The following is a 22,051-nucleotide window of genomic DNA, read 5'->3' as shown; positions in this document are numbered from 1 at the left end:
ACTCATGCGCGCATGCAGACGGAGAGGAGGTTGCAGGTGAAGACTCTCGCAACCGTCGTACTGCTATCGCTCACGCTGCTCATCGGTGGCGTCTCTGGCATCTGCCAAGTACCGCCCCCTATGACCAAGGTGATCGAAGCAGTCGGCACCGGCAGCATCTTTGAGGGCGACGTGGCAGGCGCCCGCGACCGTGCCATCGATGACGCCTTGCGCCAGGCAGTAGAACAGGCCCTTGGCACCTTCATCGAGTCCGAGACCAAGGTGCAGAACTACCAGGTCGTCGATGACAACATCCTCAGCTGGACGCGCGGCTATGTGCAAAACTACACCATCCTTTCCGATTACAAGAAGACCCCGGAGCTCTACGAGGTGCGCCTCAAGGCAGAGGTGGCACTGGGCGAGCTGCAGCGCGACGCTGAGGCGGTCAAGAACCTTATCGAGCGCATGGGCAACCCGCGGGTGATGGTCATTATCGACGAGCAGAACATCGGCGACCCGACCGGGCACTTCCGATGGTTTGACGTCAACATGACCGCCGCCGAGACGGCGATCATGCAAAAGTTCGTGGACAGCGACTTCCCCGTGGTGGACCCCGGCACGGTGCGCGAGAACATCAAGCGCGAGCAGGTGATGGCCGCCCTGCAAGGAGACGACAAAGCGGCCGCCGCCATAGGCCTCTCCTTTGGCGCCGAAATCGTCATCACCGGCAAGGCGGTGGCAACGGTGGCCAGCGGTTTCAACATGGCGGGCATGAAGTCCTGCCAGGCGAACATCACGGCGCGGGTGGTCGAGGCCGATGTGGGCCGCGTGCTGGCCACAGCCAGCGAGCACGCCGCCTACCCGCACATCGACGAAGTGACCGGCGGCACTATGGCCATTCAGAAGGCCGCGAACAAGTTCGCCGAAGGACTCATTGCCAAGATCCTCGCCAAGTGGCGGGACAAGTACTACAACGTCGGCGAGGTGAAGATCGTGCTGCGCGGGCTGGAGTCTATGGCCCAGTTGAGCGATTTCGTCACCACCGCCAAGTTCTACCTGCGTGGCGTCAAGAACATCTACCAGCGCAACTATGGCGGTGGCTCTGCCGAGCTGGATGTGAAGATCAGTGGCAATGCCACCCAGCTGGCGCGGGAATTCGAGCGGCGCGACTTTGGTCGCTTCACCATCACGGTGGAGAGCGTCTCTGCCAACCGGATCACAGCTCGCTTCGTGCCGAAAGTGCAACCTGTCGCTGAGCCTGAGTAGGTGCATATCCACTTCCTATCCCACGGAGGTGATGCTATGAAGAGAGGACTGATCGCCCTTGTATTGTGCGGCCTGCTGCTTGCGCAGCTGCCGGTGCTCAGCACAGCCCAGACCAGCGAACCGACAAAGCGCCTCAAGAGGCGTGTGGCCGTATTCGACTTCCAGGACAAGACGGCGCATCACTACCACTGGTGGACCGGGCAGCCGGTGGGCGAGGGCATGGCCGACATGCTGGTCACCGCCTTGGTCAAAACAGGCAACTACCGCGTATTTGAGCGCAAGGAGATGGAGTCGCTGCTCAAAGAGCAGGCGCTTGGCATGGCTGGCATTGTCACCCCAGAGAGCGCAGCACAGGCAGGCAAGATGCTGGGTGTTGAGCTGGCTATCATCGGCGCGGTGACCGAGTTCGGCTACAGCGAAGGCGGCGTGGGCGGACGCGTCAAGGGAATCGGCGTCGGCGTCAAGTCGACGAAGGCGACGGTGGCCATCGATGTGCGCTTCATCAATACCACCACCGGGGAGATCCTCGTGGCCGAGACGGTGCGCAAGGAGCGCTCCTCCAAAGGGCTCGGCGTCGACACCCCGGAGATCAGCTTCGACAACCGCGACAAGTTCGACGAATCCTTGGTCGGCAAGGCCACCCGCGACGCCATCGATGCACTTGTGGAGCTGGTGGAGAAGTCCGCAGCTAACGTCCCCTGGCAGGCCAAAATCATCAAGGCTAACGGCTCGGTGTTCATCAACGCAGGCGCAGAGGCTGGCGTGCAAAACGGCGACGTGTTTGTGGTCTACCGCAAGGGCGAAGAGCTGGTAGACCCGGACACTGGCCTTTCGCTGGGCTCGGTGGACCAGAAGATAGGCAGGATCAAGGTCACCAACAACAGCCTCGGCAACGGGAAGGCCTCTGAGTGCGTCGTGCTGGAGGGCTCTGGCTTTCAGCGGGATGACATGGTGCGCCTCCAGTAGGTCGTGCTGCAGATACCGGAACCAGGGCGGGGCCCTGACCGGCAAGGCCACTTGCGTGTGTGATCTTACCTCAAAGGAGCAAAGCACCCGCAGGGGAGGCGCTTGACCGAGTAGCCTCCCCTATTGCTTTTCGGTACTCCTGCACCCATCGGCACGGGCTACCTTGCCGCGGCGCAAGACCGGTTGCTGACCAACAACCAGGTTCGCGGGGATGCTTCGCCATACGCCTGTGCGTAGACGCCACTGCGGATCGTGGGAGCATGGGTTGCCAGGCTCACCGCACCGCAGCCAGCTCGGCAGATCTGGGAACGGAGAGGAACAGGAGGACAGTAAAGGATGGAAAAGATGCGGCATTGGTTACCCCTTGCTGTCATGACGCTGATACTTGTTCACTCTCTGCCCGCTTATCCTCAGCCGCCCAAGCTCGGCACGATTACCTTCCTCGTGGGCAATGCGAACGACATCACCGTGCGACGCCAGGCCAGCAACGAATGGCTGCCGGCCAAGTTGAAAATGGAGCTGTATGAGGGCGATGTCATCCGCACCGCGAAAGAGTCGCGCGCGGAGATCACCCTTTTCGACAAGAGCATTCTCCGCGTCGGTGAGCAAACCGAGCTAGAACTTAACAAGGCAACGATCGCCAAGAAGGTCAAGGAAGTGCAGTCCAATCTGAACAAGGGAAAGCTTTGGGCAAATATCGCCCAGGCAGAAGGCAGGCGCACTTTTCAGGTGAAGGCGCCCACGGCAGTTTGCGCGGTGCGCGGCACGGTCTATCGCATTGACGCGGACTCGGTCACCACCCTGCTGGTGTACCAAGGCGCAGTGGACGTCGGTCCCCTGAGCAAACTCGAGCCCAAGCGGGAAAAACCGGGCCCCCGCTCCTTGCAACCCTACCAAATACCAGGGCCCTACGAGGTGCCTCCCCCCTATCAGGTTACCCTCGAGGAGTGGATTCGCATTGTGAAGGGCTTTCAAGTAACTGTGCGACCAGACGGCAAATACCACAAGAGCCGTTTCGACGAAGCAGAAGACGCCAAGCTGGAGTGGGTGCGGTGGAACAAGGAGCGCGATCGTCAGGCCCGCCAACGGTAGCGAGCGTGCGCGCTGAGCCATAGAGACAGCGACCGCCCTATGCCCGAGAAAAAGGACCGATTTGACGCCCTGCTCATCGTCAGCGCCTCCGTTCTCATGGGGGCGCTGCTCTATACGGTGCGCAGCCACCTGTCGCCCCTGGTGGTAGCACTGGCCATTGTCGCGCTCTTGTTTCCGCTGCGCCGCCAGCCCGTGGCTCGCCACCTCCTTCTGGTCTTGCTCCTGCTCTTTGTCATTTGGGTGGCCCATGAGCTGCGGGACGTGTTGTTTCCTTTCGCTGCATCCTTGCTCCTGGCGTACCTTCTTGACCCGGTAGTGGACCGCTTGCAGCGTTGGCGCCTGCCGCGGACTGCCGCGGTGGCCATTATCGTCGTCCTCCTGGTAGGCCTCGTTGTGCTGGCCTTGGCCCTCATCGTCCCCAGGATCCTGGACGAAGTAGGTGGCATGGTAGAGGCAAGTATTGCGTTCGCCGGGCAAGCCAGTACCTGGGTGGAACGAGACCTGGTTGCCGCATTGGGGCGTCTGGGCATAGGGAGCGTGCAGATTCAGGAGCATCTTGTGCCAAAGATTGCCAATCAGGCAGAAGGTTTCCTCAAGTTTCTCTTTCAGAGCCTTCTGCAGCTCACCTCGAGCGTCTCCTCGTTGCTCGGTCAGCTCCTGAACTTGGTGCTCATCCCGTTCCTGACCTTCTTTCTCCTCAAGGATTTTGACCGACTCAGAACTGCGGTGCGCCGCCTTCTACCGGAGCGGCAGCAGAGTCGCGCCGTCGAAGTGGTGCACAGCGTCGACAGAGTCTTGGTGGGCTTCTTCCGCGGTGAGCTATTGGTTTGCCTGATCGTCGGCACGCTCACGGCCACTCTGCTGAGCATCTTTCGCATCCCCTATGCGCTCCTGCTGGGCGTGTTGGCCGGCGTACTGAACCTCGTCCCCTATGTGGGACTGGCGATCACCTTGCTGGTTGGAGTTTTGGTGGGACTGTTCAGCCCCAATCCGCTCGTCACCACCATCAAGATCGTGATTCTCATCGAGAGCGTGCAGATTCTCGAGGGCTCCTTCCTGTCCCCGAAAATCGTGGGCGACAAGGTGGGGCTCCACCCGGCCTGGGTGATGTTTGCCATCCTGACGTTCTCGAAGCTTTGGGGCTTTCTCGGCCTGGTCATTGCGGTGCCCACCGCCGGCGTCATTGCCGCATTGCTCCGAGGCTGGTTCGCCCGGTCCCGCGCCCCGCGCACTGCCACTGCTCCTGAAGCTCCATGAAAATCGTTGCAGTCCACAGCGGAGGAGCGGGAGAAAAGTTGGGTCTTCGTCCAGGGGACAGGCTGCTTTCCATCAACGGTCACCCGGTGAGCGATGAGCTCGACCTTCTTTTCTGGTCGGCCGAGACCGTGCGGCACCTTGAGGTTGAGCGTGATGGCCAGCGGCATGAGTTCAGATGCCGGGCGGAGGCGGCAGAGGAGCTTGGCCTGGACCTGGAACCGATGCGCGTCCGCACCTGCGGCAACGCCTGCCTCTTCTGTTTCGTCGACCAGAATCCGCCGGGCATGCGGCCGGCGCTCTATGTGAAGGACGAGGACTATCGTCTGTCGTTCTTCCACGGCAACTATGTGACTCTCTCCAACGTGGGACGCCGGGATTTGTTGCGCATCGCCGAGCTGCGCCTCTCGCCTCTGTACGTCTCGGTACATGCCATTGACCCCCAGGTGCGGAAAAAGCTCCTCGGCTTGCGCCAGGACGATCGCCTCCTCGAAAAACTTGCATTTTTGGCCGGATCCGGGATCACCCTGCACGCGCAGGTGGTCATCTGCCCCGGTTACAACGACGGGCCCTTCTTGGACCAGACGACCGCCACCCTGCTGGAGTTCTTTCCACAGATGGCCTCCGTGGCGCTCGTGCCCGTAGGACTGACCCGACATCGGAAAGGCTTGGCCCCACTCGGCCCTGTGCAACCTGAGGATGCAGCACTGCTGGTGGAACGATACGAACAGCGCGCACACCAACTGCGGAACCTTTTCGGCAGTCATTTTGTCTACCTGGCAGACGAACTGTACCTGATGGCCGGCCGGAACGTACCGACCGCTGAGCGCTACGAAGATTTTCCGCAAGTCGAAAACGGTGTGGGCATGGTGCGCAGATTTCTTGATCAGCTGCAGAGCGACATACACCACTTGCCGCGGGCGATGAAGAGCGCCACTCGCCTCACCCTCGTGACCGGAATGCTGGCCGCGCCGCTTGTGGAGGAGGCCTGTGCGCAGATCACGCAGCGAGTGGCGAGCTTGCGCATAGACGTGGTCGCCGTCACCAATCGCTTCTACGGCGACACGGTCACCGTGAGCGGGCTCCTCACCGGCCAAGATATCTTTGCTGCCCTGAGCGGTCGTGAGTGTGGGGACCTGGTACTGGTGCCTGCCAACTGCCTCAACGTCGACGGGCTCTTCCTTGACGATTGGACGCCGGAGCGACTTTCGCAGATGCTGGGCGTCCCAGTGGAAGTGGTCGACTATGAACGCATTGCCCAGATGTTCGCAGCGCCTCTGCTGCGGGAGCGCGCGGCATGAGCCTGCCCATCGTCGCCATCGTCGGCCGCCCCAATGTGGGCAAGTCCACCCTCTTCAATCGCATCGTGGGCCGCCGCGAGGCAATCGTTGACCCCACGCCCGGGGTAACCCGTGACCGCAACTACGCGGAGGCAGAATGGACCGGAAGGCGCTTTCTGCTGGTAGACACCGGTGGGTTTGTGATCGGCACCGATGAACCCATCCACCGCGCGGTCATGGAACAGCTGGCCCGGGGGATCCAAGAGGCGGACCTTGTGGTCTTCCTCGTTGACGGACGAGCCGGAGTGACCGGCGAAGACGAGGAGTTGGCGCACATGCTGCGCAAGGGCGGCAAGGCCATCCTCTTGGTGGTAAACAAAATCGACACGGCCGCTCACGAGGAGCTGTGCGCCGAGTTCTTCCGCCTTGGGCTCGGCACCCCGCTTCCTATCTCCGCCGCGCTGGGCCGCCGCACAGGCGAGCTCATGGACGAGATCGTGCAGAGGCTGCCGGAGCAGTTGCCGGAAATCTCCCCTGACGAAGGCACTGCGCTGCGCTTAGCGATCGTGGGCCGTCCTAATGTGGGCAAGTCCTCGCTCATCAATGTCATACTCGGCACACCCAAGCTGGTAGTTACGGAAATCCCCGGCACAACCAGGGACGCCATCGACACCGAGTTCACCTACAAGGGGCAGCGGCTCATTCTCATCGACACTGCAGGCCTGCGCCGCAAGAGCCGTATCAGCGAGGCGGTGGAGTACTACAGCACGCAGCGCGCCTTGCGCGCCATGCGGCGAGCGGACGCCGTGGCAGTGGTCATCGACGCCAGCCAGGGCCTGTTCGATCAGGACAAGAGGATTCTCGAGCAAGTGGTGCAACACCGCAAGGGAGTGTTCTTGGTCGCCAACAAGTGGGACCTCGTCTCTGTTGGGGCACGCACCGGCGTCAAGTTCGAACAGGCCGTGCGCGAGGAACTTCGCACGCTGAACTACGTGCCTGTGCTCTTTGTCTCCGCAAAAACCGGGCATAACGTCACACAGGTGTTGGACGTGGCATCGGCCGTCGCTGCAGAAAGGCGCAAGGTCGTGCGCACGCGGGAGCTCAACCAGTTTCTCCAGGAGGCGGTCGCCCAGCATGCGCCTGCAGCCTACGGCACCCGGGAAGTGAAAATCAGGTTCTGCGCCCAGGTGAATGCCGCCCCACCGGTGTTTGCGTTCTACTGCAATCATCCACGGGGCGTACAGCCCAACTATCGCACCTATTTGGAAAAGCAGCTGCGCCAACGCTTTGGCTTCATGGGAGTCCCACTCACACTGTCGTTTCGCAGGAAGTAGCACGCATGAAAGCCCACCGATACCTCATCTCGATTCTGCTGACGCTGTTGGCCGTCGCTCCCGGGGGCGCAGAAGATTTTGCCACTTTCCTTCGGCAGCAATGCGCAGCCGGGCTCTTGAGCAGGCAAGAAGAGCTCGTGCTGCGAGTGCTGGCCACCGCGAACCCTGCAGCACTGCCCGAGCCGTATCGCTCCTTGCCCCGCGAACCGGGCAAGTGCGGCACCCCGACCCTGTGGGAAGCTAAGACGCAGTGGCCTGAGTTCACGCCTGCCCAGCAGAGCATCCTTGCCCCCTATTTGGCGCGGCCCAACCTCCCGCTGTCGTTGGTCAGTCCCAGTGGGCGATTCAAGATTCACTACGCCACTTCGGGCGCTCACCAGACCACGGACTCTTTCGCTTGGGAAGCTGCCCTTGCCTTTGACCGTGCCTACGAGCTCGAGGTCGTGCAAATGGGCTACCCTCCCCCACCTGCCGACAACGGCATCGACGGCCCTGAGTACGACGTGTACATCCAGAATATCGCTGACTACGGCTGGACCTACCCGGAGATGCCCGTGCCCGAGACCCCGGCCTCGGACTGGACGTCCTACATCGTCGTAGACAACGACTACTCCAGGGGCTTTTACAGCAAAGGGCTGGACGGCCTGCACGTGACTGCTGCCCACGAGTTTTTCCACGCCATCCACTTTGGCATTCGCGAGCCGCTGCGGGAACCTCCGGCAAGCGCTGACCTCTTCTACTACGAAGTCTCCGCCACCTGGATGGAAGACGTGGTGTGGGATGCTGTGAACGACTATTACAACTACCTTTCCGGTTTTTTCAACGCTCCGCATCTGCCGTTCAATGCCGCCGACGGCAGGAAGGAATACGGCATGGCGGTGTGGAACCACTTTGTGGCAAAGAGAGTGGGGCCTGAGGCAATACGCGACTCCTGGTTGTACATGCGCGCCACCAATGGCATGCTCGCCATCCGCCAGGCCCTTGTCGAGCGCGGTCTGACCTTCGAGGACGCGCTTGCCGAGTTCGCCATCTGGAACATCTTCACCGGAAGTCGCGCGGACACGGTGACTTTCTATCCCGAGGGCAAGCACTACCCGGCCATCCGCTTGCAACGGCGCGAGACTTTCGAGGAGAGGGCCGAAGTCGCCGATTCTTGCAGACGCTTGTCCACAAAGTACTACTCCTTAGTTCCCCAAATACCTGCCCCCTACACGGGCCAACTCCTGAGTCCGGAGCCGAGCAGGTGGCGGTTTTCCGTGGCGGTCCTGAGCCTGAGAAGAGCGACCTTCGACTATGCTCCTGGCGGCGCGGCAACTGCCTTGGGGTATCTCTATCCGAGCGACACAGTGCTGGTCGCTGCATCCCGTACAAACTTGGACGGCGACCGCAGCGAAAATAGCCACTACCCCTTCTCGGCGCTGATTGAGCCCGGCTCGCTCTCCGAGGACCACCCAAAGGGGAATGCCATCGTCGGCGTTTCGAGCAATCCCTTTCGCGTTGACCAGGACGCTTTCCTGACAGTGCTGCTCCATTTGGAAACTGAGCAGGAAGTAAGCATGTCTGTCCACGACCTCCAGGGAGCGCGGGTGTTCCAGGAGTCCCTGGGCGTCCTTTCCGCGCAACGCACCCACCCATGGGTCTGGGACGGGCGCAATCACAGCGACGAAAAGGTTGCCTCGGGCGTCTATCTGATTGTGGCGCGTTTCGCAGACAAGGTCTGCGTGGAGAAGCTGGCGGTGGTGAGGTAGGCAGGGCTCTGTCCGCGTGCGCTGTGCCGTTTTTGAACAAAAAGAGCTTGACAAAGGGGGGAAATATTGTTATTTTAGCGCAGCCGTTTCGATTGCTTTCGGACGCTTGGGCGCGTCTTGGTCTTGCGAAAAGGAGCTCCGCCAGCGAGCGCGTGCCACCAGAGACTGCGGAGCTGGCGAAACGCTCACGACCCGGGAGGTGGCCACTTTTTGGCCAAAGCGGGCGGCCAGGTTGTTCACCGCGCAGTGCAGTCTTGTTGAAACGCCCAGGCGCCAGGCGCGCGATCGCTGTCTGCACGAGACAATGGCAAAATGTTGAACACCTGACCGGTTGACTGCGGGGGTTGTCGGTGCTTGATGCACTGCCCAGCTCACAGGTACGGCATCTTTCTTGCACTCGGTAGATGGTGCACGATGCGCTCCACGATGCTCGAAGAAAGGCTCCTTGTGACCTGTGAGGAACGGCAATGAAGGCTCTGGTCATGGAGAGATCGCTCCGGCTAACGGAGCTGCAACGCCCCCAGCCCGACTTAGGCGAAGCGCTGGTGCGGGTGCTACGCGCGGGCATTTGCAACACGGATCTCGAAATCGTCCGCGGCTACATGGGCTTTGAAGGGGTACTGGGGCACGAGTTCGTCGGCGTGGTGGAACAGTGTGCAGACGCGCGCTGGCTCAACAAGCGCGTGGTTGCCGAGATCAACGTCGCCTGCGGCAAGTGTCGCTTCTGCGCGCGGGGCTTGGCGCGCCATTGCCTGAATCGGACAGTGCTGGGCATTCAAGGTCGGAGTGGCGTGTTTGCCGAATACGTCGCCATTCCGACCGCAAACCTCATTGAGGTGCCTGCTACCGTATCGGATGTGGAAGCTGTCTTCGTCGAGCCGCTGGCGGCCAGTGTCGAGATCCTCGAGCAGGTACACATTGGGCCCGAGGATCGGGTAGCCATCATAGGTGATGGGAAACTGTCGGCACTCATTGCCCAGGTGCTCAGGCTCACCGGGTGCGCGCTGATTGTGGTAGGCAAACACCAAACGAAACTGGGCCTCTTTTCGCAGATCGGCATCCCCACTGCGCTGCGCAACAATTTGCCAAAGCGGTCGTACTCCGTGGTCGTGGAGGCATCGGGGTCGCCCAGCGGCCTGGAATTGGCCCTGCACCTTGTGGAGCCCAGAGGAACCCTCATTCTGAAGAGCACGTATAACGACCGCCCCAGCGTCGACGTTTCGCGCATCGTCGTGGACGAAATCACGGTGGTGGGCTCCCGCTGCGGCCCTTTTCCGGCCGCCATCCGCCTGCTGCAGCAGAGGCTGGTGGAAGTGGCGCCGTTCGTCACAAAGACGTTTCCATTTAGCGAGGCACTCGAGGCATTCGCCTTCGCTCAGGAGGAGCAGACCTTCAAGGTGCAGCTTGACATGTCTGGCTAAGGAAAAGCTGCCGTGGCTCCTGCGAGGCGGTCCGCAAGCGAAAGAGGACAGCGCCAGGTGTCGCTTGTGGGCACAGAGAATGCGAGCGGTCGGAGGTGGAGGACGGTTTCGGCGCGTGGCCCAGCATGAGACAGTGTGGCGCATGAGGGTCAGCACCTGCTTCTCGGGCGCCACCAAGGGAGGTTGCAACTCTTTGATTTCCCGATTACTCCACAACTGGGTTAGCTCTGTAGCACGGGCATGCTCTTTGCAGGTCCTCATGAGACGGGCGTGTCGATGCACGGAAAAACCCGGCGTGAGCTGAAAGATGAACGAGCTCCTCTACTTCTCATCCGTGGACTTGCTGATCAGGGTGGACTACAGCCCAGACACCAATGCCCTCCGCTATTGGACCAATCGGGAGACAGAGGCCACCGAGCGCCGCCTAGTTGAGCAATACCTGCTATCAGAGTTTGCCGCGCGCGTCGGCTACTACGACCGCGCGCCGTCGCTCTTTATCTGCATGGGCATCGACCCCCAGCTCAGCAACGAATTGGAAACGAAGCGGGCACAGGAAACACTTCGCGAAACAATGGGGCGTGAGGAACAGGTTGAAGCGGAGGTCAAGGCGGCCATCAAAGCCTCCATGAAAGCTTACTACTTTGAGCAGCTGGGCGAGGAGGTTTTGGCCTTTCGTCGCGAGGTGCAACAGGGGTGTGTGCCGGAGCGGATTCGGGATGCCAAGGTGCGCATTTCCCAGCTTCTGGGCGCTTATAACCTGTACTCCGACCAGAGGCTTTCGCTGAAGGACGTGCTCCCCGCTGATTTGCACGACTACCTGTGAGGTCAACGGGGAGAGCGAAGGTAACGCCTTCACCATTGAGGACACCAGATTATGAGACGGAAGACTGCCATTGTCCTTGTTGCGGCAATGTCCCTGGCACTCCTGCCAGGGAAAGTCCCTGGGCAAGGGTTCAAAGATCGCTTAGGACTGGGCTTTAATGTTGGGGCGCAGAAGCTGTATTGCGACATCCACCACACCAGCTTCGCGTTCGGTGCGGAGGGAACCGTGAGGTACCTTGTCGGTTCCAAGTTCAGCCTGGTGGGGGCAATCGGGTACGGGGAGCTCACCGAGACAAGGCGCTCCAGCTTCACCACCAACCTGATCAATGCCGACCTCAAGGGACACCTTGCCCTCACCAGCCCCCGTCGCATCATTCCTTACCTCACGCTTGGCCTGGGTGTGTTCAATTGGCAGTACCAGAGCAACCCCCGCTACTTCGATGGGTCGCTCATCTTCGGCGGAGGCCTGGAAGTAGTGCTGCAGCCCCGCACCTCCTTGGAGCTCTATGCGGACTATCGCCACACCACGGGCGACGGCTACGATGGAATCGTCCGCCAGGAAAAGGACGGTTATTTGCAGGTGCGCGCCGGCTTTACTTACTACTTCAAGGATAGGCGCGCGCCGCAGGAAAAGCCCTCCGAGCTCATCGCCATGGACGAGAAAGACCTCGCCGCCTGGCTGGGGAAGGAAGAAGCCGCTGACACCGCCAAGTTCCATGCCTTCGAGGAAAAACTGGCGGCCACCGAGGCCAGCGAGAGCAAAGTCACCATGGAGCAATACCTGGCGCTCAAGTCCAAGTTGGATGAGCTCAACCGGGTGATCGCCGAAAAAGAGCGAGAGATCGAAGCCCTGCGTACGGAACTGGATTTCCGGGTGGACAGGATCGCCGAGCTGGAGGATGAGCTCAGAAAGAAGCGAGTGAGTGCTCCTGCGGCCGGTTCGACCGCGGTGGCCGGCGACTTTTCGGCTTCCTACGAAGAGGGCCTGCGCGCCTTCTACGCCCGGAACTATACCGGTGCCATCGAGATCTTTAGTGCACTGCTCAGGGAGTATCCCGACCATCGCCTGGCCAGCAACTGCCAGTACTGGATTGGCGAGTCCCACTTCGGCCTTGGCGACTACACTGCAGCCAAATACGCTTTCGACAAGGTCTTCAGTTACGACTTTTCCTACAAGAAAGACGACGCCGCTCTCATGTTGGGACGCTGCTACATGAAGCTTGGCGACAACGAGCGCGCCCGCTCCTCACTGGAAGCCTTGCTGCGCGACTATCCCGACAGCGAGTATGCGCCCAAGGCAGAGTCCTATTTGCGGCGATTGAAGGGGTAACACCCAGGAGATGACGCGAGAGCGCCGTCTGAATGGACTCGCTCAGACGGCGCTTCTGTTTGCAGGCCCCTGCCGCCCTGCGCGTGGAGGGGAAGAACCACGAGCGACATGCCCTTTCGCCAACGGCTGAAGAACATACGTCGCAGGATAAGCTACTCACGCGTCTTTGTGGAGGCGCTGGCCTTCTGCGGCTTTGCCGCGATGAAGCTCCTCACCAGCACCTTGCGCGTGCGCCTCTACATCCACCCCAGCGTACAAGAGCAACTGCACCGCGGGCCTCTGCTCTTTGCCTTCTGGCACGGGCGGCAGTTCTTGCTGGTACCCCATTTCCCTTCCTGGAATATCGCGCTGATGAGCGATCTGAGCTGGGCTGGGGATATTCAGACGCGCATACTGCAGCGCTTCGGCTACACGGTGGTGCGCGGGTCCAGCAGCCACGGAGGGATGCGCGCCTTGCTCACCCTGAAGAAGGCAATCGAGGCGGGCCACCCGGCCGCCTTTGCTGTGGATGGGCCGCGCGGGCCCGCCTTTCACGCCAAACCGGGCATCCTCTTCTTAGCTGAGAAGCTGGGCCTCCCCTTGGCCCCGGTTGCCACCAGTGCCAAACCAGCGTGGACACTGGAGTCCACCTGGTGCCGCTACCTCTTGCCCAAACCGTTTGCCCGCTGCGTGGCCGTTCTGGGTAAGCCCATCCCTCCTCGCTCGCTTGCTGCTCAGGCCACAACCGCCGAGTTGGATCGCATCCTCAATGAACTGACCGTGCGTGCCGACCTGCTGGTGGGGGCCACCTATCACCAGGCGAGCCTTCGTACCACGGCATGAGCTGCAGACGACCGCCTTCGCCCAAAGCTTCTGCGGCAACAACTGCCTCACTCCTTGACCGCCTCGGCCCAAAAGAGACCGGGCCGGTCCTCGCACACCATGCCCCTCAGACCAGAGCCGTGAAGCATGGCGCGCATCGCCTCCCCTGAGGGGAGAAAGTCATGGGCCACCGCGCCGCCGATGCGTCGATGCCGCATGTTGACTGCCTCACTGCTCTCCTCATGAATGACGTGGATTCTCCCCCCGGGAACGAGGGCAGCTCGCAGCTCTCGAAGCGCACCAGGCTGGTTGCGAAAGTGCGGGAAGCAGCAGAAACAGACCACGCGGTCAAAGGAAGAGGGCAGCACGGGCAGGTGCAGAACATCCGCGCACACAAGGTGCCGCCACGCACCGCCTGTGTGCTGACGCGCCACCTGCAGCATTTTGCGCGAAAAGTCCAGGCTGAGCACCAACCCCGCGGGGCCGACAGCAGCCGCCAGGGCCCGCGACAACCTCCCCGTGCCCGCCCCCACGTCCAGGATGCGCTCGCCTGGCCGCAGTTGCAGACGCGCCACGATCACGGGTACCAGATCAGGCGCGGCTTCGCTATCCCACGAGGTAGCAAGCTGGTCAAAGAACGCCTGCCGCTCGTCACGCATGAGCTGCCCCCTTTCTCACCTGCGATGGGCGAAGGCGCTTGACCACAATCGGCACCAGCACGAGGATGAGAACGATGCCCGGCACACCCTGGAGCAGCGCCGCCAAGGACATGCTCTTCGCCGGCAGGCCCAGGAGCGGGACCAAAGCCGCCACCCAGATGACCATCACCGCCCGCGAAGCCGCAAGCCCGGCGACCAGTGCCACGAGCACCGGAACCCGCTCTCTGCGCGCCAATGCCCCCACTACGCCGGTCAGCGCCAGCCCCTCCAAGGCCATGAGTTGCGCCACCGGCGGCGACAGGGGCGGCATGCCGGTGGCCAAGGCCGAGACCACCGGCGTGAGCACGCCCACCGCCATGGCTACGCCCAAGGGCAGATAGAATCCGGCCGCGGCCAGGGGCAGAAACATCGGCAAGAACACGCTCCCCAACCCGACGGCATGAAACAGAATCGGGATGAGCACACCCAACCCGACGAACAGGGCGGCAAGACTCAGGTCGCGCGCCGCCATGGCGGCCTCAGAAGGTGACCACAAGCTCGCCGTCCAGGGTTCTTCCCGGCATCGGGTAATCCCACATCGCTTGGTACCGCGGGTCCAACAGGTTGCGCGCGTTCACGCGCAAGGCCAGCGGGCCAAACAAATTCACCTTGCCGCTCAGGTTGACCACGAAATAGTCGTCCATCCGGTAAAGATTCGGTTTGGGCGAGGCGTTGTCCCTGCCGTACCAGTCTTTCACCCCGGTGGCATCGACAATGAATGAGAAACGCCCTATCTGTCCCGAGGCATAGGCGGTCAGCTTCTGGCGCGGCGCGTTGGCAACGGTGACCTCCATGTCCACAATGTGCGACCACGAGCCGCCCAGCTCCAATCTCTCCACTGGCTCCCATTGCCAGACCATTTCGTATCCGGTATTCGCCACCCGCCCGGAATTGTCCAGCTTGAACATGGGTGGAGGGGTCGCGTTCTTGGCGATGACGATCAGGTTGTCGCCGCGCAGCCGATACAAGGTCCCCTCGACACGAAGCCGCGAGCTCAGATGCTGTTCGACCCCGAGCTCATAGTTCCAAATTTCTTCGGGCAGCAGGTCAGGATTGTGAGGCGGGAAAAAATAGAGCTCGCGAATCGATGGGCTCCGGAACCCTTTGGCTACCGCGGCACGCACGGATGTGCGGCGCGTGACGTGGGCCACCAACCCGGCTTTGGGCAGCACCTCCCAGCCGTAGAGCTCGTGATGTTCCACCCGCACACCGGCAGAGGCAATCAAGCGGCCGAACAGGAGCTGCTGCACATGCACGTACGGGGCCCACTCGCTGAGATAGTAGCGCCCATAGTCGGTGCCACTGAGGCTGTTGTGGGCGTCGCCGCCATAGCGTTTCAGGTCAAAGCCCATGGTGGTCGTGTTGCCGCGTCGCAGGCGCAGGTTGTGGTAGACCATGAACCCGACCATGCGATCGAAGGACCGCCACCCGTCGAAGAAGCGGTGCCGACCGTAGTTGGCGTGAAGCTTGAGGTAACTTTCCCCAAGCGAGCTCGCGTGATTGACTGTCAAATCGCCTCCCCAGCGGCGGATGTCGTACCACTGATCCTTGACTGGCTTGCTGACCGGCCCGGGGTCATAGAGGTAAAGGTCGGCGAGCGTGGCATTCGCCTCTATGGCGGTGCGCGGCGCCACATCGTAGCCGAAGTGGGCGGTGAAAAAGTTACCTTCGTAGGCAGCATTGCCATCCTGGCGATGACCGTCGGTGTTGCGCCGAGCCGCCGTAAATTGGTAGTTGAACTTGCTGAGGCGGCCGGCATGGCGTGCCGAGAGGTGCCGTGTGGCAAAACTGCCCACGCCTCCGGAGAAACTTGTGGCAAAGCCGGGGCGCTCCAGCCCTTGGGTGACGATGTTGATCACCCCGGCAGTGGCATTGGTGCCGTACAGGAAAGAAGCTGGCCCGCGCACTACCTCCACCCGCTCGATGCCGTCGGTGACAAACTCGTCGCCAATTGTGCACCCCATAAGGCCCATAAAGTCCGGCCTGCCATTGCGCAGGATGAGCACGTGCGTATCGGCAGTGCCGCCGAGACCGCGCATGGCTATCTTGCCTGCCGCGCTGCCGGCGACGCCATACCCCATCACGCCCCATTGCGTCAGGTAAAGGCTGGGCACATGAGTCTGCACTAAGTCAAACACCGCCGCACTGGGAGCAAGCGTAGTTTTGGCCCCATCGATGAGCGTGATGCTGGCCGCCACGTCCCGCTGCGCCTCCCGCACCTTGGTGGCCGTCACCACGACCGGGTTGAAGCGGTACCGCACCGAATCCGCCGCTGCCTCCTCCTTGACCTCAGCCCTGCCCTGCGTGCCGATCAGCCCCATAGCGAACCCCAGCAGCAAGAAGCGGTTCAATCTCATCTCTACCTCCTACTGACCGTTCAGCGACCTGTGTTACAAGTATTCTCTTCGTGCTACCTCGGCAGCAAAAAACTCACCTCAGCTCGCGACCGGTGGTAGTGGCCACGAGCTTGCCGTGCTTTACCCCTTTGGTCCCGATGAGCTGGTCGGCTATGGCACGGATAGCGCGCGCCTCGCCGCGCACCGCCAGCACCTCCAAGCAGTTGTCGTGGTCCAGGTGCACGTGCATCGTGGAGATGATCTGCTCGGCGTGGTCGTGTTGCAACTCAGTCAGCCGCTCGGGCAGCTCACCTGAGTGGTGGTCGTAGATGAGGGTAATCGTCCCGACGCGGTCGCCTCTCTCCTCTTGCCACTCGCGCTGCACTAGCGCGTCGCGGATGAGGTCACGGATGGCTTCAGAGCGGTTGTCGTAGCCCATCTCCGCGATCATCTTGTCGAAGCGGGCCAGAAGCTCGCTGTCCAGCGAAATGCCGAATCTCGTGAGCATGTGCGCCAGTCCTCCCTCGTGCTACGTTTTTGCCAAAGATACCACGGCGATGTCAGAAAAGCAAGCGAAATTTGCTGGCAAGGGGAGAAAAATGAGCCTCCGTGCAATTCCTGAGACGACCTCTGCCGAGACGCTTTGGCGTCGCCGACCAAATCGGTCCCTCGCGGCGCACAGCGCAGAGGTCGCCGAAATTCTCCGCCTCGACGAGCCCTGCGGCCCGCGCGAAAAAGAACTGCCCGCATCTTTGGTAGCTGAGCTCGGCGCCGGCGTGCGCTCAAATCCCGAGAGCCTTTGTCAGTGCCTTGGTTGGCCAACTTGCAAGGGATGGCGCGGCCAACAGGAAGAGTGTGAGTGGAGCAGCAAGACCCCCTTGTTGCCTCGCCAGCTCCCTCCAGCCGTGCACCCCAGCAGTAACCGAATGCTCCTGCGCGGCCGTGCCTCGCCCGAAAAAGTTGTCGCATTTTGCGGAAAGGTTGCCATATTGCTCAAACAGAAGGCATACCTTTCCCGAGGGAGGGACACCATGAAGAAATCGCTCCTGTGCGCTGCCGTTCTCGCTGCTGCCCTACTGGCTCCGTCGCTTTACTCCCAAACCGCGCGCCTGCGAACTGCCGCCGTCCTGGAATTGGACACCCGCATGGCGGTCTCGCGTGCCGAAGCAGGAACCCTCACCGACCGTCTCCGTTCCATGCTCGTGCGCACTCGCCGGCTCAGTGTAGTGGAGCGTGGCAAGATGGAGGACCTCTTGCGCGAAGCCGGCTTCCAGCAAACCGGCTGTACCACCACCGAGTGTGCCGTGCAGGTCGGCAGAATTCTCAACGCAGAGTTCATGATCAGCGGTTCCGTGGGCAGGATCGGTCGCGTGTACACCATCGACATCAACGTAATCGACGTCGAGAGTGCGAGCATCGTCAATTCCATCTCCGAGGACTATCGCGGCGAGATCGAAGGCCTGCTGGATCTGATGCGCCCCATCGCTGATCAGCTGGCCGATTTCATGGAGAAACATCGTCCCGTGCTCCCCGAGGTAGGGACACTCAAGGTGCTGACCCTGCCCGTGCCGGCAGAGGTCTTCCTGGACGGAAATCCGGTAGGGGAATCTCCTGTTCAGATCGATACCCTAACGCCCGGCGAGCATGTCGTCAGGGTTTCGGTAAGGGAGTAGGCACCTGCCGAGGAGCACGTCACTGTGCGCAACGGAGAAGTCAGCGAATGCAGCATCCGGCTAGAAAAACTGGCAACGGTGCGTATCTTGTCCATCCCGGCGGACGCATCGCTGTTCATAAATGGCCGTCCGGTGGGAAAAAGTCCTTGGGCGCAGGAGTATGTGGCGGGCACCCGATTAGCCATACGAATCACCAAAGATGAGCATGTTGACTGGACAGAGGAAGTTGTGCTCTCGGGCGACACCACCATTTCCGCCAAGTTGGCCCTCGCCGGGGGCACGCTAAGCATCACCACTACGCCTGCCGGGGCGAAGGTATACTTGGACGGCCAGGGGATCGGCATATCCCCGGTGCGACAAGAGCAAGTGGCCGCAGGTGAGCATGTCCTGCACATCGAAGCCCACGGATACGTGCCAATTGAGGACAAGGTGGCCGTCGAGATGGGAAGAGTAGCCGAGCGCGACTACACGCTGACCAGGCTCTGTTTGCTGGAGATAGAGTCTACCCGCCCGGCGCTAAACTCTTTATCAACGGTCAGGTCGCAGGTCAGACACCGTTCCGCTTTCAGGCACCGGCGGGAACGGAACTCCAGTTGGAGCTGACCATGGACAAGCACCGCCCCTGGCGGCGTATGTTCACCTTAGTCACCGACATGCACGTCACTGCTGAACTGAGGGGTAAGAAGAAGACCCGGCTCTGGCTGGGCGGCGCCGCCGCCGTGGCCGCCGGCGGCGCGGTCACCTATGTCCTATGGCAACGAGACCACGAAGAAAAGGATACGGGGTTTCCCCGGCCACCGGGCAGACCGTAATGGGTGAGCGACAACAGACTCCTTCATGCGGTCCTAGGCGGGTTTTTGGTTTTTCAAAACTGGCGGTGCTCTTCACCGCATGACAGCTGTGGGAATGTGATTGCGACCCGCGTCTTAGCCCTTGGCATCAAGCTAAGCGCGTGAATGGGGAGAGGCTGTCATTCTGAGGAGCGAAGCGACGAAGAACCCTTTCGAGAAACGCACATATCTTCGATAAGTCAGGGGGTTCTTCGCTCTCCCTCTGCCTCTCGGCGGACGAAGAATCTCTGGATTGAGCGAAAGCAGGCACGCCCATTGACGGCATTAGTCGTCTCTGCCAGTCGGCGGAACCTGGCAAGGACATACTTACTACCACGTTACTTTGGAAAAGACATACTGGATCTTAAGAACGGAGGAACCTTACCATGAAATCGAAACTCATCGTTGGTTTCATCATGCTTCTCGTTCCGGCACTGGCTTTTTCGCAGCAGGGTCTCAGCGAGGGGCGAAATAGAGAAAGCGGTAGCGCAGCTCCGGCAGTTGCCGCCGAATGCCCCGGACGCCGAGCGACGGGTGCGGCAGATTCTGGCGGAATCCGGCTTTGATGCCCTCTCGCCGGTGGAGGTGACGCGCCTCTCCCGCTTGCTGCAGCGGCGCATCCCTGACGACATGCTGCGCCGGTTATTGCAGCGAATGACCCTGGGGGACCGGTATGACCGCCGGCAGTTGGGGAAGTTACCACGACCATCCCTTCCCATTAGCACCGCCAATGACCAGCCGCTCACTGCGGCGCAACAGGCGGTCATTGCCCAGGTGCTGGAAGATTTTCAGGTCAATGAAAATGTTGGGGGATGTGTGCAATATGAACCCGCCATCGCCGTTGACGCTAACGGCAATTTTGTGGTGGTGTGGCAGGATGAGCGGAATGGAAATGATGACGTTTATACCCAGCGCTACAATAGCAGCGGCGCCACGCAGGGGGCGAATTTTCGGGTCAATGATGAGGGCGGCAGCAGTGAGCAACGGTATCCCGCCATTGCTGCCGACGGCAGCGGCCATGTTGTGGTGGTGTGGATGGATGAGCGGAATGGGGATGCCGACATTTATGCTCAGCTTTTCGATAGCCAGGGACAGAAAATCGGCGCAAACTATCGGGTGAACAACGATACGGGTACGAAACTCCAACGTGATCCCGATGTCAAATTGGTGAACGGTCATATCTATACCACCCGGCAGGATGACCGCATCGAAGGCCAGGGGTGGGATATCTTTGCCCGGGTAGATGACTTTGTGCCGGCAGCGCCCGGCTTGAGCTCCCCGCAGAATAACAGTACCCTCACCACGAACCCACCGGCACTCACCTTCACGGTTCCAGCCGACGCCCATAACGATGTGCTGCACTTTAGAGTGGAAATCTCCCGCACCAGCGGTTTCACCAGCCCCATTACCGGCAGCTCGTTCGAGAGCAAAAACAACACCAGCGGCTTCAGTCCGACACCGCCGTTGCCCTCGGGCACGGGAACCTGCACGTTTACCGTGCCCGCGGCGCTGGGGATCGGAGACTATTGGTGGCGAGTGAGCGCCTGGGATGGTCGGGCCTATGGGAGTAGCTCCACCTCATGGAAATTCACCATTGTTGCCTCGCCCACGGCAACAACGGCGGCGGCGAGCAATGTCACGGCCAACTCGGCCAAGTTCAACGGCACGGTCAACCCCAATGGGCTCAGCACCACGGTCAAGTTTCAATACGGCACCAGCACCAGCTATGGCAGTGAGATCGCTGCACCGCCCAGCTCGGTGAGCGGCACCAGTTCCACATCCGTGTCCGCCCAACTATCCGGGCTTTCGCCAAATACCACCTATCACTATCGGGTGGTGGCGACCGACAGCTTGGGGACCACCTATGGGGAGGATGAAAGCTTTAGAACGTCCTTCCTCTACCCCTCCAGCTTCACACTCGGGCACGCCGTCAACTTTCCCTCTCATGCCCGCGGGTCGGACTATCAGCCTACCGATTACCGTATCCTCGGGCTTCCAGGGGCAAGCAATGCCAAACTAAGCACCCTGATGCCAGGCGTGCAGGAAAAGGACTGGCAAGCCTACTGGGATAACGGCGCCGCCAGCGACTATTTCGTACCCTTTGATGGCAGCGATGTGTTCATCTTCTCGGTGGGCAGGGCCTTTTGGCTGATCCACAAAGGCCCCTGGACGGTGAATACCACCGTCGCCTCGCCCCCCCTGAACGCCTCGAACCAGGCCGAAGTCCCCTTGCACGCTGGCTGGAACCTCATCACCAACCCGTTCACCCAGTCCATTGCCTGGTCCGCGGTTCAGGCGGCCAACGCCGTCAGCCAACCCATCTGGGCGTTCAATGGCACCTTCACCATAACGTCACAGTTCTCTCCTTATGAAGGGTACTACTTTGACAACACCGCTGCCCAGTTGACGCTCCTCAAAGTTCCCTACCCTGGTGCGCTCCCCAGATCCGCGGTCACCCAGGAGTCAGGCGCCGGCGGTTGGCAGGTCCAGGTGGTGCTCACCACAGGCGCCTGCACCGACAGCGCCGCGTGGTTCGGAGTCTCTGACCAGGCCAGTAGCGGGTTGGACGCATTGGACTTTCGCAAGCCGCGCGCCATTGGCCCTGTGCCTTTGCTGTGCTTCCGCCACCCGGAGTGGGATGAGCAGTACCCGATTTCCGCATCCGACATTCGTCCCCCTGTGGAGAGCCTCGAGAAATGGCAGCTTGAGGTGGCAACACCGGTGCACCAATCCTCAGAGCTCACCTTCCTCGGCCTTGAGCAGGTCCCAAGCGATCTCGCAATTTGGCTCGTGGACGAGCGCTTCGGTTTTCGCGTAGACCTCCGCCAGAGGCCTGGCTACTCCTTCACCCCCACCGCGCAAACATCAAAGTTCACGATTTTGGTGGGGCAGCAGGGGGCCATAGAGGGGGAACTGACCTCACCGGTCCCCACGGCGCTGTACCTTGGCAGCAATTTCCCGAACCCCTTCAACGCGACCACGACTATTCCTGTGGCTATTCCTGCCAAGACCCAGGTGAGTCTCAGGCTGTACAACGCCCGAGGGGAAATGGTGCGAACCGCGTTCGCGGGTAGCTTGGAGCCAGGTACCTACCAGTTCCACCTTGACGGGAAAGACGAGGCCGGGTACCCGCTTCACTCCGGCGTGTACCTTTACCGCCTGGTGGCCGGAACTCACGGCACGCTGACGCGGAAGATGATATTGATTCGCTGACAGGGCAG

At 61.1% G+C, this 22,051-nt stretch carries 19 protein-coding genes; 15 read left to right on the top strand and 4 right to left on the bottom strand.

Annotation, left to right across the window (positions count from 1 at the left end):
• Positions 1 to 36 precede the first annotated feature (36 nt).
• The 11 genes from NUW13_07255 (at position 37) to NUW13_07205 (ending at position 13,314) form a co-directional block, all read left to right on the top strand.
• Positions 37 to 1,245, top strand: a complete 1,209-nt coding sequence (locus NUW13_07255) for a flagellar assembly protein T N-terminal domain-containing protein (GenBank protein MCR4438826.1) — start codon at positions 37 to 39, stop codon at positions 1,243 to 1,245.
• 36 nt (positions 1,246 to 1,281) lie between these two features.
• Entirely contained in the window at positions 1,282 to 2,211 is a 930-nt protein-coding gene (locus NUW13_07250; GenBank protein ID MCR4438825.1) for a hypothetical protein, read from the top strand.
• A gap of 336 nt (positions 2,212 to 2,547) precedes the next feature.
• Complete coding sequence (locus NUW13_07245) at positions 2,548 to 3,303, top strand: FecR family protein (GenBank protein MCR4438824.1); 756 nt, start codon at positions 2,548 to 2,550, stop codon at positions 3,301 to 3,303.
• Positions 3,304 to 3,342: 39 nt separating this feature from the next.
• Complete coding sequence (locus NUW13_07240) at positions 3,343 to 4,560, top strand: AI-2E family transporter (protein MCR4438823.1); 1,218 nt, start codon at positions 3,343 to 3,345, stop codon at positions 4,558 to 4,560.
• Positions 4,557 to 5,858: a DUF512 domain-containing protein gene (locus NUW13_07235; GenBank protein ID MCR4438822.1), complete on the top strand. Its 1,302-nt coding sequence runs from the start codon at positions 4,557 to 4,559 to the stop codon at positions 5,856 to 5,858. Before NUW13_07240 ends, NUW13_07235 begins: the two co-directional genes overlap by 4 nt.
• On the top strand, positions 5,855 to 7,171 hold the full coding sequence (gene der, locus NUW13_07230; GenBank protein ID MCR4438821.1) for a ribosome biogenesis GTPase Der: 1,317 nt from the start codon (positions 5,855 to 5,857) through the stop codon (positions 7,169 to 7,171). Before NUW13_07235 ends, der begins: the two co-directional genes overlap by 4 nt.
• Positions 7,172 to 7,176: 5 nt before the next feature.
• Positions 7,177 to 8,919 carry a hypothetical protein gene (locus tag NUW13_07225; GenBank protein MCR4438820.1) on the top strand — a complete coding sequence of 581 codons (1,743 nt, stop codon included), beginning with the start codon at positions 7,177 to 7,179 and terminating at the stop codon, positions 8,917 to 8,919.
• Positions 8,920 to 9,401: 482 nt separating this feature from the next.
• Positions 9,402 to 10,340 carry an alcohol dehydrogenase catalytic domain-containing protein gene (locus tag NUW13_07220; GenBank protein ID MCR4438819.1) on the top strand — a complete coding sequence of 313 codons (939 nt, stop codon included), beginning with the start codon at positions 9,402 to 9,404 and terminating at the stop codon, positions 10,338 to 10,340.
• A 307-nt stretch (positions 10,341 to 10,647) separates the two neighbouring features.
• On the top strand, positions 10,648 to 11,163 hold the full coding sequence (locus NUW13_07215) for a hypothetical protein (protein ID MCR4438818.1): 516 nt from the start codon (positions 10,648 to 10,650) through the stop codon (positions 11,161 to 11,163).
• Between the two features lie 51 nt (positions 11,164 to 11,214).
• Positions 11,215 to 12,492, top strand: a complete 1,278-nt coding sequence (locus NUW13_07210) for a tetratricopeptide repeat protein (protein ID MCR4438817.1) — start codon at positions 11,215 to 11,217, stop codon at positions 12,490 to 12,492.
• A gap of 108 nt (positions 12,493 to 12,600) precedes the next feature.
• Positions 12,601 to 13,314 carry a DUF374 domain-containing protein gene (locus NUW13_07205; GenBank protein MCR4438816.1) on the top strand — a complete coding sequence of 238 codons (714 nt, stop codon included), beginning with the start codon at positions 12,601 to 12,603 and terminating at the stop codon, positions 13,312 to 13,314.
• Positions 13,315 to 13,361: 47 nt separating this feature from the next.
• Here the strand turns inward: NUW13_07205 and NUW13_07200 are convergent, their stop codons facing one another.
• The 4 genes from NUW13_07200 to nikR all read right to left on the bottom strand — a co-directional run bounded on the left by NUW13_07200 (position 13,362) and on the right by nikR (position 16,835).
• Entirely contained in the window at positions 13,362 to 13,952 is a 591-nt protein-coding gene (locus tag NUW13_07200) for a class I SAM-dependent methyltransferase (GenBank protein ID MCR4438815.1), read from the bottom strand.
• Positions 13,945 to 14,463, bottom strand: a complete 519-nt coding sequence (locus NUW13_07195) for an ECF transporter S component (protein MCR4438814.1) — start codon at positions 14,461 to 14,463, stop codon at positions 13,945 to 13,947. Before NUW13_07195 ends, NUW13_07200 begins: the two co-directional genes overlap by 8 nt.
• A gap of 7 nt (positions 14,464 to 14,470) precedes the next feature.
• On the bottom strand, positions 14,471 to 16,348 hold the full coding sequence (locus tag NUW13_07190; protein MCR4438813.1) for a TonB-dependent receptor: 1,878 nt from the start codon (positions 16,346 to 16,348) through the stop codon (positions 14,471 to 14,473).
• Positions 16,349 to 16,421: 73 nt separating this feature from the next.
• Positions 16,422 to 16,835, bottom strand: coding sequence for a nickel-responsive transcriptional regulator NikR (gene nikR, locus NUW13_07185; GenBank protein ID MCR4438812.1), 414 nt, complete (start codon positions 16,833 to 16,835; stop codon positions 16,422 to 16,424).
• Between the two features lie 523 nt (positions 16,836 to 17,358).
• On the opposite strand from nikR, the gene NUW13_07180 reads away from it, so the two are divergent.
• From NUW13_07180 to NUW13_07165, 4 genes are all read left to right on the top strand, one after another.
• Positions 17,359 to 18,000: a PEGA domain-containing protein gene (locus NUW13_07180; protein ID MCR4438811.1), complete on the top strand. Its 642-nt coding sequence runs from the start codon at positions 17,359 to 17,361 to the stop codon at positions 17,998 to 18,000.
• Between the two features lie 24 nt (positions 18,001 to 18,024).
• The gene (locus NUW13_07175) at positions 18,025 to 18,603 is read left to right on the top strand and encodes a PEGA domain-containing protein (GenBank protein MCR4438810.1); all 579 of its coding nucleotides are present in this window, start codon (positions 18,025 to 18,027) and stop codon (positions 18,601 to 18,603) included.
• Positions 18,528 to 18,812: a hypothetical protein gene (locus tag NUW13_07170; GenBank protein MCR4438809.1), complete on the top strand. Its 285-nt coding sequence runs from the start codon at positions 18,528 to 18,530 to the stop codon at positions 18,810 to 18,812. Before NUW13_07175 ends, NUW13_07170 begins: the two co-directional genes overlap by 76 nt.
• A 519-nt stretch (positions 18,813 to 19,331) precedes the next feature.
• On the top strand, positions 19,332 to 22,043 hold the full coding sequence (locus NUW13_07165; protein ID MCR4438808.1) for a T9SS type A sorting domain-containing protein: 2,712 nt from the start codon (positions 19,332 to 19,334) through the stop codon (positions 22,041 to 22,043).
• The last annotated feature ends 8 nt before the right edge of the window (positions 22,044 to 22,051 follow it).

It is taken from the genome of candidate division KSB1 bacterium (assembly GCA_024655945.1).
Taxonomy (GTDB): Bacteria; Zhuqueibacterota; Zhuqueibacteria; order JANLFK01; family Oleimicrobiaceae; genus Oleimicrobium.
Note: the sequence above shows the minus strand (reverse complement) of the source record. Positions and strands in the feature narration are given on the sequence as shown.

Coding starts and splice junctions, on each gene's coding strand:
- NUW13_07250 (MCR4438825.1), top strand. CDS start 1,282: ATGAAGAGAGGACTGATCGCCCTTGTATTGTGCGGCCTGCTGCTTGCG.
- NUW13_07245 (MCR4438824.1), top strand. CDS start 2,548: ATGGAAAAGATGCGGCATTGGTTACCCCTTGCTGTCATGACGCTGATA.
- NUW13_07240 (MCR4438823.1), top strand. CDS start 3,343: ATGCCCGAGAAAAAGGACCGATTTGACGCCCTGCTCATCGTCAGCGCC.
- NUW13_07235 (MCR4438822.1), top strand. CDS start 4,557: ATGAAAATCGTTGCAGTCCACAGCGGAGGAGCGGGAGAAAAGTTGGGT.
- der (MCR4438821.1), top strand. CDS start 5,855: ATGAGCCTGCCCATCGTCGCCATCGTCGGCCGCCCCAATGTGGGCAAG.
- NUW13_07225 (MCR4438820.1), top strand. CDS start 7,177: ATGAAAGCCCACCGATACCTCATCTCGATTCTGCTGACGCTGTTGGCC.
- NUW13_07220 (MCR4438819.1), top strand. CDS start 9,402: ATGGAGAGATCGCTCCGGCTAACGGAGCTGCAACGCCCCCAGCCCGAC.
- NUW13_07215 (MCR4438818.1), top strand. CDS start 10,648: ATGAACGAGCTCCTCTACTTCTCATCCGTGGACTTGCTGATCAGGGTG.
- NUW13_07210 (MCR4438817.1), top strand. CDS start 11,215: ATGAGACGGAAGACTGCCATTGTCCTTGTTGCGGCAATGTCCCTGGCA.
- NUW13_07205 (MCR4438816.1), top strand. CDS start 12,601: ATGCCCTTTCGCCAACGGCTGAAGAACATACGTCGCAGGATAAGCTAC.
- NUW13_07200 (MCR4438815.1), bottom strand. CDS start 13,952: ATGCGTGACGAGCGGCAGGCGTTCTTTGACCAGCTTGCTACCTCGTGG.
- NUW13_07195 (MCR4438814.1), bottom strand. CDS start 14,463: ATGGCGGCGCGCGACCTGAGTCTTGCCGCCCTGTTCGTCGGGTTGGGT.
- NUW13_07190 (MCR4438813.1), bottom strand. CDS start 16,348: ATGAGATTGAACCGCTTCTTGCTGCTGGGGTTCGCTATGGGGCTGATC.
- nikR (MCR4438812.1), bottom strand. CDS start 16,835: ATGCTCACGAGATTCGGCATTTCGCTGGACAGCGAGCTTCTGGCCCGC.
- NUW13_07180 (MCR4438811.1), top strand. CDS start 17,359: ATGAAGAAATCGCTCCTGTGCGCTGCCGTTCTCGCTGCTGCCCTACTG.